Raw genomic sequence first — 12251 nt, forward strand, 5'->3', positions numbered from 1 at the left:
CCCGTAGGATCCTCTTTGTTACTTACCGTTTCCTGATAGAACAATTAGTCGAGCAACTTCAAATCTCTCACCGCACCGCGATCAGCGCTGGTTGCTAGCATCGCGTAGGCCTTAAGAGCAGCAGTCACTTTACGTGGACGAGGCTTACTTGGCTTCCAACCCAACTTGTCTTGCTCTACACGACGTTTTGCTAATTCTTCATCGCTTAATAAAACATCAATTTTGCGATTTGGAATATCAATACGAATACGGTCACCATTGCGAACTAAACCAATCGCACCGCCTGCTGCTGCTTCTGGTGAGCAGTGGCCGATTGATAAACCTGAAGTGCCACCTGAGAAACGTCCATCAGTGAGCAAAGCACAGGCTTTGCCCAAGCCTTTAGATTTGATGTAGCTAGTTGGATAGAGCATTTCTTGCATACCAGGACCACCCTTAGGACCTTCGTAGCGAACCACTACTACATCACCAGCTTTGACTTTGTCTGCCAAGATGTTTTCAACTGCTTCATCTTGGCTTTCTACAACGTGTGCAGAACCTTCAAAGACTAATAGGCTGTCATCAACACCAGCGGTCTTAACTACGCAACCATCTAATGCAATGTTGCCGTATAAAACTGCTAAACCACCCTCTTGGCTAAATGCATGATCAATAGAACGAATGCAACCTTCTGCACGGTCTAGATCCAAACTTGGCCAACGAGTGTTTTGACTAAAAGCCACTTGTGTCGGAATACCTGCAGGACCAGCCATGTAGAAGGTCTTCACAGCATCACTCGGGTTACGAGCAATATCCCACTGATCCAATGCTTCTTTCATGGTCTTTGCATGAATGGTTGGCACATCCGTGTGCAATTTACCGGCACGATCTAGTTCACCTAAGATGGCCATGATGCCGCCGGCACGATGCACATCTTCAATGTGATATTTATTGGTATTAGGCGCCACTTTGCAAAGCTGCGGTACTAATTTAGACATGCGATCAATGTCAGCCATCGTGAAATTAATCTCTGCTTCTTGAGCAATCGCCAATAAGTGCAAGATGGTGTTGGTTGAACCACCCATAGCAATGTCTAAAGTAATAGCGTTTTCAAAAGCCTTAAAGCCTACTGAGCGTGGCAATACACTCGCATCATCACCCTCGTAGTATTTTTTACATAATTCAACAATTTGGCGACCTGCTTTTTTAAATAACTGCTCACGATCAGCATGTGTTGCCACTACTGTGCCATTGCCTGGCAAAGATAAGCCTAAAGCTTCAGTCAAACAGTTCATAGAGTTAGCTGTGAACATACCTGAGCATGAACCACAGGTAGGACAGGCAGAACGCTCTACTTCAGCCAAATCAGCATCTGATACTTTGGCATCTACTGCCATAACCATGGCATCGACCAAATCAAGCTTTTTGATTTCAACTGCTTTTGTTTCAGGGTTAGCTAGTCGCACCTTACCCGCCTCCATCGGACCACCAGAAACAAATACAACTGGAATGTTTAAGCGCATTGCTGCCATCAACATACCTGGGGTAATTTTGTCGCAGTTAGAGATACAAACTAGAGCATCTGCACAGTGTGCATTGACCATGTACTCAACAGAGTCAGCAATGATGTCGCGGCTTGGTAATGAATACAGCATGCCATCGTGACCCATCGCAATACCGTCATCCACAGCAATGGTATTGAATTCTTTTGCTACGCCACCGGCTGCCTCAATCTCGCGCGCTACTAACTGGCCTAGATCTTTAAGATGGACGTGGCCAGGAACAAATTGAGTAAATGAATTGGCAATCGCGATGATTGGTTTACTAAAGTCATCATCCTTCATACCTGTCGCACGCCATAAAGAACGTGCACCAGCCATGTTACGACCAGCGGTAGAGGTTTTTGAACGATATGCAGGCATGACGAATAGCTCCTTATTTTTACTATATTTTTATCTTGAGTGACTGTAGCAGAAATTGAACATTACAACAGTGATAGAAACAAAAAACGCCCTCAGGGGCGTAATTTATAGCTTATTTAGCTATGGCAAGAACCCACACTTACTTCTCAGGAATTCAGCCACCGTTGGGGTTATTGTACCTAAAAAGGCAATTATTCCACTCTGTTAGGCCAAAACCAAAAAAAACAAAGCGATATTTATTACGTAACAAAATTCCATACCTGACTATGCTCGCGCAGATAGATGGTTAGATTACGGTGTATTAATTGATGTGTAGTTTCTTTCTTAGTTGACATACACATAATTTAGCTTCAGAGAAAAGCTAGAGCAACCAAACTGGCAAGAAAACCAGTGTCAATTTAGCCAAAAGAGTTGGTGGCTAAGATTGGGGGGATATTGGAATATTTGTGGAAGCAGTGTGGAGATTGAGCGTTACTTGAGTAACGCTTGATCCACCAGAGCATCAGCAATTTTCAAACGTACATCGTTCGCACTATTGATATGGGACCTAAGCTCTTGAGTAATTGCCATCAATTCATCAAATTTTTCAAGTATTCGCCTCTGCTCCTGAATTGGGGGCAAAGGAATAAGCAATTTAGGAATATCTGCCAAATTAAGTTTATTGGTATGAATACCGCCTGCCTTAATCTGATCATATTGACGAATCAAGAATGGACTACCAAGAACAAGGTGTAAATATCTTGTGATATCAACACTTTTGGGCAATTTAATTAATCCGACACTAACAAAAAGACTAAATGGATTCGATATATTCACAATCGTTGGCCTACCAAGTGTTCCGATTCTACACAGAAGAATATCTCCCAACTCTGGATTGCATCTTTTATTTATTTCAACATGCTGTTGATGAGATATATATTTGCAATCTTTAAAAGATATTTCAGTTCCATTTATATCTTTTATAGAAATAAAAGGAATGCCACTTGAGATATAAGTTGGAGTGTGATGAGTGCCATCAGTAATAAATAATGAAAGCTCACCCAAAGTGGTCCATCTCCAGCCCTTCGGAAGAGGTAGTTGACAGGCATCATGTTTAGTAACTCTAGGGTTTTGACCGCCGGCAGCTCTTCTTTTCGTTAAAAAATCTTCTCTCTCTTTAGAAATATTTTCAAGTAATTCATCTACGGGCTGATCAGAATTATTTTTGGAAGTCAACATACCCATAATTGCTAATTCAGATAATGACTCTTTTAAAGCTTCGATACTCTTAATTGATGTAAATAAATTATCAAAGTTTTCATTAACAGACCTCCACTTCAGATTTCTATCATCTACATTCGATGATCTGGTAAGCGAATTAAGCATGGAATATACAATTCGTTCATGATGTTTACTTTCACTGAAAGTCAGTGACTCAAGCTGATCACATAACAACATCAATTCAGAGACCTTATCAACAATTCTTATTTGTTCCTCCGTTGGCGGAATCAACACAGGAGTATCAATAATTTTTTCTCGAGAAATATTTGGTTGAGCACCTCCAGCACCCTGACCGATAAAATAGGGTCTTAGGGCCTTTAATAGCAATAACAAATATCTATTAAAAATTCCAGGGTAAGGAGTGCAGGCACAAACGGCTTGGTTTGTAGTGCCTGCCACTTCCAAGATGGAAGCTTTACCTATAGTAGCCCCATACATGGCCAGCAAGACGTCACCTGGATTATTCATTCGCAAAGAGCACTTCTCTAACGCCAATTCAGTAATAGTTTCTTCCGAGACATTTATAAAATCACTTGATAACTCGCCTGATTTGAACCAGGGTACATTACCCCCATAGTAGTTAGGCATACTTCTCAATGGGGTTGCACCTGCGCCCCAATCACCTATTTGACCGAGCCTTAGCCATGCCCAGCCACTTGGGATTGAGGATGTCATCTCAGTAGAATCAACAGGCAAATACAGCTTTGGCTTTCGAATTAACTTTTCATGTACAGCTTCACTTACATAAGCATCAATTTCTTTCAATAAAGTAGATGTGGGTTTATCTCCAGAATTTTGCTCCAATAGCTTTCCATTTATTGCCAGCCGAAGTATTAGTCGTCTAAGTTTTTCAACCCCATAAATATGAGCCGAAGAAGCCGAATTCCTACCGCTTCCAACGAACTTTAGAGCATCTGCCTTACTCCATAAATCAATATTTTCAATAAGTAGTTCTTGAATGCGGTACATCAGAACCCTCCCCGCTGAAGAGCCTTCCCAAGAACTTCTTTTAGCCGATCTCTTACTTCCTTAATATCATTTTGCAAGTCAGCGTATTGAGCCAAAAGTACCTCTGGATCATGAAGCTCCTCTTCATTAACATATGGGTTCTTAATATCAAGGTCGTAACCTCTCAACCTGATTTCATCGATACTAACCCTCCAAGCGCACTCATTCTCTTTTCTTTTCTTAAATCCATCTGCTTCTATTCCCCACCAATCCTTTTCAACCTCAAATTCTTCAAGCTTCATTGGCTTTGTTTTGCTATAACTCTTGACACCCTTTGGATAGGGATGCTCATAAAACCATATATCTTTTGTTGGGGATCCCTTACTAAAGAATAAGAGATTCGTGTTAATTGATGTGTACGGCGCAAATACACCTTTTGGTAATCGCACTATTGTGTGAAGATTACACTCCTCCAAAAGCTTCTCTTTGATACGAGTTTTAATACCATCGCCAAACAATAGGCTATCTGGTAAAACTAATGCTGCACGACCTCCAGGCTTAAGCATTTGCATAATAAGAACCAGAAAAAGATCAGCTGTTTCCCTTGTTCTAAATGCCAACGGGAAATTAGTTTCAATGCCATCCTCTTCCATGCCACCAAACGGGGGATTGGTAACTACTACGTCCACTCGCTCTGATGGACCCCAGCTAATTAATGGTCTAGCTAGCGTGTTGTCATGGCGGATATTGCTAGGCACATCAATACCATGCAAAATCATATTTGTTGTACAAAGCAGATGGGGCATCGGTTTTTTTTCAATACCAAAAATACTAACTTGCAATTGCGCCTCATCCTCTAGCGTCTTAACATCTTGCCTTCTAATATGTTCAATGGAACATGTTAAGAATCCCCCTGTACCACATGCTGGATCCATCACTTTTTCACCAAGGCGCGGATTAACCATCTGCACCATAAATTCAGTTACAGCTCTTGGCGTGTAGAATTCACCTGCATTTCCAGCAGCCTGTAAATCCCTAAGGAGTTGCTCGTACATATCACCAAAGAGATGGCGCTCCTGCGCTTTATTGAAATCAACACCCTCTTGAATCTTATTAATCACCTGGCGAATTAACTGACCAGACTTCATATAGTTATAGGCGTCCTCAAATACAGAGCGGATAACGTAAGCGCGTTGATCGCCGCCTTTAGCCTCCAATTTTTGTAGGGCTGGAAATAAGTCATTATCTAAAAATTGCTTTAGTTCATCGCCAGTCATGCCTTCCGCATTGGCCGCCCAATTTCTCCAGCGATATTTTTCTGGAAGCGGCGATTTATATTTGTCTTGCAGTAATTCCCACTCGCTCTCACGATCATCAAAGATCTTGAGAAATAGCATCCATACCAACTGACTTAAACGCTGGGCATCCCCATCGACACCAACGTCTTTGCGCATGATGTCTTGTATTGACTTAATGGTTGAACTAATACTCATAAGTGGTAAAACCTATCTGTTGGGGTAATACTGCAAATCTTAGGCGTAGAGCTGGTTTTCTAGCTCATGCAAAGCAGCTATATAGCCAGGCTTACCACCAAAGGCTGATACAAGCTCACTTGCCGTACCCATTTTACTGAATGGGTCTAATGTCAAAATTTTAATGTCATCAATATTTTCGATGCCAGTGTCAGCATACTTTTCTAGTAATGCTTCGAGCACTTTGCAAGCTTGCTCGCCATATTTAGTAAAGTAGTTACGCTTCTTAACAAGATCGGCACGCTCTCTTCGAGTTAATGCTGGTTGATCAAATACCACATGACATATCAGATCAAATGCATCACATTCTTTACTAACTTCTTGTGCTAATGCCTCAAGCAATACACCATGTTCTTTGAGCTCTTTAATCACTGCAGCCTTACGCTCAGCAGAAGTCCATCTTTTTAGGAACTCATCTAATGTTGAGTAGTCTTTACGCACCGTCTTCCGTGTGTAGTCTTTCAATGATTCGGTAATTAACTTACCTTCGGGCCCGTAGTATTGAACACGCTCAGCCACTACTTGAACCTCTACATCGCCAATATAGTATTTGGCACGCTTTCCTTCTGGGCCCAAAGAAAACCCTTCTCCGCCAGCATGGCCGCCCGTACCACCACCAATAAAACCCGCGCCGCCATTTTCACCTGGTTCATCAGGTGGCGTAGGAGGATCACCAGATCCAGGTTTGTAAATAACAATTGGAGGTCCATCAAATGCCTCGTCGGCAAAAAGCTCGGTGGCTTTTTTAAAGTCCATGATAGTGAACCAATACTTACCGTAATCCTCATTAATTCTTGTGCCACGGCCAATCATCTGCTTAAACTCAGTCATCGACTTAATATGCTGATCAAGCACTACTAACTTACAAGTCTGAGCATCTACGCCTGTGGTCATTAATTTTGAAGTGGTAGCAATAACTGGATAACGCTCCTCAGGGTTAATGAAGTTATCTAGCTCCGCTTTACCTTCCTGCTCATCCCCTGTAATACGCATGACATACTTGCGATTTTCTTTAACCCGATCTGGATTTAAATTAACTAAAGCCTGCCGCATGCGCTCCGCATGATCAATATCGTCGCAAAATACTATTGTCTTAGCGTACGGGTCAGTAGCTTCTAAAAACTCAGTTATCTTTTTGGCCACCAACTCTGTGCGCTTTTCTAATACAAGCGTACGATCCATATCCCTCTGGTTATAGATCCGATCTTCTATTACCTGTCCACGCTTATCGACCTGCCCACTACTTGGCCTCCAACCTTGCAGATCTTTATCTATATCAATTCGAATTACTTTATATGGCGCAAGAAATCCATCCTCAATACCTTGCTTTAAGGTGTAGCTGTAAACAGGGTCGCCAAAATAAGTAATACTAGAAACATCCTTCGTTTCTTTTGGCGTAGCAGTTAACCCAATGTGCGTTGCTGATGAAAAATATTCCAAGATCTCACGCCACGCAGAATCTTCAGCCGCACTACCCCGATGACACTCATCAATCACAATTAAGTCAAAAAAATCTGGCGAAAACTGTTTGTAGATATTTTTCTCTTCATCATTGCCCGTAACCGCCTGATAAAGAGAGAGATAAATCTCATAACTTTTATCAATCTGCCGCTTACTAATTTTGGTCATTGCAGCGCCGAAGGGCTTAAAGTCATTATTTTTTGTTTGATCCACCAAGATATTGCGATCAGCCAAAAACAGAATGCGTTTCTTGGTGCCAGATTTCCAAAGGCGCCAGATAATCTGAAATGCTGTGTAGGTTTTTCCAGTGCCAGTTGCCATCACCAGCAAAATGCGATTTGCACCACTAGCCACCGACTCAATAGCTCTGTTTACTGCGTTAACCTGGTAATACCTTGGGGCACGTCCGGTGCCATCATCGTAGTAAGGCATTTCTATGGTATTTTTAGCCTCAGGTGTGCTGACGCCTTTCCATTTACAGTAACGACCCCACAATTCTTCTGGCGATGGAAACGATTCCAAAGAAAGCTCTTGCTCAACCTTATCGGCCAGACCTGTTCGATCATGCATTAAGAAGGCATCACCATTGGAGCTAAAAACAAACGGCACATCAAGTGTTTCAGCATAATCGAGCGCCTGCTGCATTCCAGCGCCTACACTTAAATTATTTTCTTTAGCTTCGATGACTGCTATTGGAATATTGGATTTGTAATACAACACATAATCTGCACGCTTTTGCTTACCTCGAGTATGCAGCTTTCCACGGACAATAATCCGCCCTTTAGTAAAGCTTAACTCTTCCCGAATTTGAGAATGCAAATCCCAACCGGCTGAAACTATGGCCGGGGTTATGAACTTTGTACATATGTCGCGTTCACTGAGCTCTCGTTTATGCATTACAAATATTTTCAGTTTTTATCTAATGAAATTAATCGATTGATTTGAAAAAATCAGCATTTTTTACTTTTCAACTATGTTTAAGCTTATTTTAGACTTTTATAGTATTCATTAGGAATTTAATTAAGGTCAAACCATGAACTTTTCATTTGACCAAACTTCTTCAATTTAGACAAAATGAAGTGTGGCTAAGAAGGGAGATTGTGGAGGGTTTATGGGGATGAAAGCCGGGGGTAAGCGTTACTTAAAGTAACGCCTAAAACCAATGCGCTTTAAATCTTCACAGCTAGGGAAGATTTTAGCTAATTGAGAATGAGTCTTTATTTCACTGACTTAGAAACAAGTGGCACGAAGCGAGAAATTCCAAGTTTATAAGCTTCAAAAAATTCCACTAAGTTCATATTTTTAACACCTAACTCATTACATACCGGCCTTAAACCATAGTTAGATAAATTTTTTGTCTCTGATGTAACAACTACTCCATCATCAACACACATCGCGAGTGATATAAGAAACAAATCTGCACCTTCAAAAAATCGATCCCTTGCTGAATTTTTTGGAAACTTAGGATTTACTTCAATTAGGCTAACTAACTTGGCATACTGCTGCTCTATCTCTTGACTCATCTTAAACATATCCGCGGATTTTGCGCAAAAATTAGTCCGCCAGTCATCAGCTCTTTTTTCTAATTCAACCTTCACGAGATCAACAGAAATAATGTCGCCATTTGATATGCCTGTATATAAGCCAGTCCAAATAGGCTTGAATATTGCGAGCTTCTCTGGATAGTGACGTTCGCCAAGATCGATTAGTGATGAGGTATCAATGCAATACTTCATTCTTCACTTTAGATACTAATCTATCAATTTTTTTGACTCTCAAATTTAAAATCCTTGAGGCGTCATAAACATCTAATATCCCGACAGCATATGCTTCAAGTGCTGCTTTAAATAAAGGTCTTCCCATATCCAAGCGATTGATATTTTCTCTTGGTATTCGAGCTTCACCACTTGAGCGCCTTGATAATTGATTTTCTCTTCGACGACCATCTAGTAATTCTCGCAATTCACTCTGACTAATTAAACCTAGTCTTCTTAAACAAACGGCTGCCGTGCTATACGTGACCTTGTACTGCCTAGACAATAATTCCATCTTCTCTCGTATATCAAGACCATCAAATGAGCTTTTATCAACACTTTCGGTAGGAATAAGCAATTCCGCAGCCAAGCGATTACAAGCGACCTCAATATCAGACGTATTCTTTTGACCCTCTATAGCCAAAAGTGAACCAGCATCATTAATAGCCGATTCACCCAATAATAAGTGCGCATACTCATGCAGAAGTGTGAATAATTTTCTTTCATTATTTTCTGGACCCCTCTTAAGCAAAATAATTGGGCATACTTCATAAAACATTGCCGCCCCAATTACTCCGGTGACATCAGGGATATATTGAGATTCATAAACTAACACCCCAGAATCTTCAATTTTTTGCTTCCAATACACATAAGCCCCATCAAAATTAAGCGATCTAATATCAGTCTGGCTTATACCCAAACGACCCCTTAACTTTGTCCCAATTGAATTCTCATTAATAGCTTTTAAAACTTCAAAGTTAGCAACTGGAATTTCCAGGCTTCTCATTAGGTCGAGGTAAATATCTCGCCTATCTCTACACTTCTTGATTTCCAGATTTAATCTATAGTGATCAGCCCCCGCAACACCGGGCTCGGACCTAAAATCAGGAATTGGGTGAAAAGACTTTGCGCGAGGAGGCTCAGAAAGGTAAAAATTTCCGAACGGGATGTCATACATCTCAGCCGCTTTTCGCAATTGATTGAGCGTTAATGAACGCTCCCCATTCTCAGCCGCAACCAGCGCACCCAGCGAAACACCAATTGCCTCAGCAGCTTGCACAATATCAAGACCTGTCTCCTCACGGGCCCATACAAGCATTCTCGGATTATTTGATGTTCTTAAAGTAGTCATATTTGCTACTATTGCATTCCGGTTCTCTTGACATTAGTTTAACTTACTGGATTTAAATTTAGCAGTCAGACAAAGAAATCCCCGATCATCTTAACCCTAAAGCAAAGCTAGTACCATTTATTACAGTAACGCTCAAAAAAATACCAACCCGAAGGTTGGTATTTTCATTTCTGGTGGGCCCACCAGGACTTGAACCTGGGACCAAAGGATTCCGGTTTGTGTAGCTTTCACTACTCCCTGGACTATGCCTTCATCATATCGATTGCTCGACTTAGATGGGTGCCGTCTAGTCTCTACACCTTCAAAGTAATTTCTTACTAAGCTTGGCTCGGCGTTGGCATATCTCTCGACTTAGCTTTCACCGAATTTGACACCATCCCTTATGCAGTTTCCACGCATAAGGCACAACTTATCGCTATGAGTCCTCTGCTCTAACCAACTGAGCTATGGGCCCTAAAACTGTTTTTAGGTACTACTTTTACTGCTAAAACTGCCATTTACTACACACCTCTAAAAACCGCTTGGTGTGTAGTTGATGTGTAGTGTTTTTTAAGCACCACAAACACCGTTAACCTCTTGAAATCGAAGAGCCTTTTACTACAAGGCTCTCCGGGCTTCTTTCTTATGAGTCTACTGCTGTAGTCAACTGAACTTTCGAGTAATTAATTTGCAATAGCGCTAACTAGAATAAAAGTTAGATCAAAGGTGGGGGTATTCAAACTTAGATACAGTTTAAATAAGCTTAATATTTTTGCCATTTTTGTAAAAACAAAAAACCCAGCAACACTTTGTATTTACTGGGTTTTCTTTTTATAGCTGGCGGAGACGAGAAGATTCGAACTTCCGATCCAGGTTTTGCCCAGATGCTCCCTTAGCAGGGGAGTGCCTTCGACCACTCGGCCACGTCTCCATGTAACTTTGCTGAATTAAATCAACAAGGTCACAGATTTTAAATTACTTTTGGTCTAACTCAAAAGCTTTATGCAATGCACGCACTGCTAATTCCATGTATTTCTCATCAATCAATACAGAAATCTTGATTTCGCTTGTAGAGATCATCTGAATGTTGATGCCCTCTTCTGACAATGTGCGGAACATTTTGCTAGCAATACCAACGTGTGAACGCATACCTACGCCCACTACTGATACTTTAGAAACCTTTGGATCGCCCAAGATTTCTTTTGCTTGAATGTGCGCTTGAACATTGTTCTTGAGCAAATCCAATGCTTTTTGATAGTCAGCACGCGGTACTGTGAATGTGAAGTCAGTCTTACCATCTACTGATTGGTTCTGAATGATCATGTCCACATCAATGTTGGCATCCGCAATTGGACCCAAAATTTGATACGCAATACCTGGTTTGTCAGGCACACCTAAAACGGTGATCTTTGCTTCGTCGCGGGCGAAAGCAATACCCGAAATGACAGCAGCTTCCATAGTCTCTTCTTCCTCGAAAGTAATCAAAGTGCCTGAGTTCATCTCTTGCTCAAGCGACATCAATGGATCAGTTAATGATGAAAGTACTCGTGTCTTCACACGATATTTACCCGCAAACTCAACTGAACGAATTTGTAAAACTTTTGAACCTAAGCTAGCCATTTCTAGCATTTCTTCAAAAGTGATTTTGTCTAAACGGCGTGCATCTTCACATACACGCGGGTCAGTGGTGTAAACACCATCCACGTCGGTGTAAATCAAGCACTCATCAGCATTCAAAGCAGCAGCCACAGCCACAGCAGATGTATCAGAACCGCCACGACCTAGAGTCGTGATGTTGCCGTTCTCATCAACACCTTGGAAACCAGTGATCACAACTGCCTTACCTGCGTTAAGGTCTGTTTTGACTTTGTCACCATCAATACCCTGAATACGAGCCTTGGTGTATGAAGAGTCAGTTCTGATCACAACTTGCCAACCTGCATAACTAACCGCAGGAACACCCTGCGCTTGTAATGCAAGCGCCAACAAGCCAGAACTTACCTGCTCACCGGTTGATGCAATTTGATCTAACTCGCGAGGATCAGGATTTTGGTTAATCTCTTTGGCTAAACCTAATAGACGGTTTGTCTCACCAGACATCGCCGAAGGAACTACCACCACCTGATGGCCAGCCTTCATCCATTTAGCTACGCGCTTGGCCACGTTCTGAATGCGCTCAACAGAGCCCATCGACGTGCCACCATATTTATGAACAATTAGTGCCATTTATTGAAAATATCGTAAAAATCGCACCACAGAGGTGCGCAATCAAACAAAAGTGTGA

7 protein-coding genes and 1 tRNA gene are annotated in these 12251 nt (G+C 41.6%); all 8 read right to left on the reverse strand.

The window, feature by feature from the left end; all coding sequences use genetic code 11:
* Window positions 1-44 precede the first annotated feature (44 nt).
* The 8 genes from ilvD to CFR83_RS07225 all read right to left on the reverse strand — a co-directional run bounded on the left by ilvD (window position 45) and on the right by CFR83_RS07225 (window position 12193).
* On the reverse strand, window positions 45-1901 hold the full coding sequence (gene ilvD / locus CFR83_RS07190; protein ID WP_088813385.1) for a dihydroxy-acid dehydratase: 1857 nt from the start codon (window positions 1899-1901) through the stop codon (window positions 45-47).
* Between the two features lie 471 nt (window positions 1902-2372).
* A complete protein-coding gene (locus tag CFR83_RS07195) occupies window positions 2373-4130 on the reverse strand; it encodes a restriction endonuclease subunit S (protein WP_088813386.1) in 1758 nt (585 codons plus the stop codon).
* Window positions 4130-5602, reverse strand: coding sequence for a type I restriction-modification system subunit M (locus CFR83_RS07200; RefSeq protein WP_088813387.1), 1473 nt, complete (start codon window positions 5600-5602; stop codon window positions 4130-4132). Before CFR83_RS07200 ends, CFR83_RS07195 begins: the two co-directional genes overlap by 1 nt.
* Window positions 5603-5641: 39 nt before the next feature.
* Complete coding sequence (hsdR, locus tag CFR83_RS07205) at window positions 5642-7999, reverse strand: EcoAI/FtnUII family type I restriction enzme subunit R (protein WP_088813388.1); 2358 nt, start codon at window positions 7997-7999, stop codon at window positions 5642-5644.
* Window positions 8000-8319: 320 nt separating this feature from the next.
* Entirely contained in the window at window positions 8320-8838 is a 519-nt protein-coding gene (locus tag CFR83_RS07210; protein WP_088813389.1) for a DUF4411 family protein, read from the reverse strand.
* Window positions 8822-9988: an ImmA/IrrE family metallo-endopeptidase gene (locus tag CFR83_RS07215; RefSeq protein WP_088813390.1), complete on the reverse strand. Its 1167-nt coding sequence runs from the start codon at window positions 9986-9988 to the stop codon at window positions 8822-8824. Before CFR83_RS07215 ends, CFR83_RS07210 begins: the two co-directional genes overlap by 17 nt.
* Window positions 9989-10805: 817 nt before the next feature.
* Window positions 10806-10898, reverse strand: a tRNA-Ser gene (locus tag CFR83_RS07220).
* A 44-nt stretch (window positions 10899-10942) separates the two neighbouring features.
* Window positions 10943-12193: an aspartate kinase gene (locus CFR83_RS07225; protein WP_088813391.1), complete on the reverse strand. Its 1251-nt coding sequence runs from the start codon at window positions 12191-12193 to the stop codon at window positions 10943-10945.
* Between the last annotated feature and the right edge of the window lie 58 nt (window positions 12194-12251).

It is taken from the genome of Polynucleobacter victoriensis (assembly GCF_900187875.1).
Taxonomy (GTDB): domain Bacteria; phylum Pseudomonadota; class Gammaproteobacteria; order Burkholderiales; family Burkholderiaceae; genus Polynucleobacter; species Polynucleobacter victoriensis.

Coding starts and splice junctions, on each gene's coding strand:
- ilvD (WP_088813385.1), bottom strand. CDS start 1,901: ATGCCTGCATATCGTTCAAAAACCTCTACCGCTGGTCGTAACATGGCT.
- CFR83_RS07195 (WP_088813386.1), bottom strand. CDS start 4,130: ATGTACCGCATTCAAGAACTACTTATTGAAAATATTGATTTATGGAGT.
- CFR83_RS07200 (WP_088813387.1), bottom strand. CDS start 5,602: ATGAGTATTAGTTCAACCATTAAGTCAATACAAGACATCATGCGCAAA.
- hsdR (WP_088813388.1), bottom strand. CDS start 7,999: ATGCATAAACGAGAGCTCAGTGAACGCGACATATGTACAAAGTTCATA.
- CFR83_RS07210 (WP_088813389.1), bottom strand. CDS start 8,838: ATGAAGTATTGCATTGATACCTCATCACTAATCGATCTTGGCGAACGT.
- CFR83_RS07215 (WP_088813390.1), bottom strand. CDS start 9,988: ATGACTACTTTAAGAACATCAAATAATCCGAGAATGCTTGTATGGGCC.
- CFR83_RS07225 (WP_088813391.1), bottom strand. CDS start 12,193: ATGGCACTAATTGTTCATAAATATGGTGGCACGTCGATGGGCTCTGTT.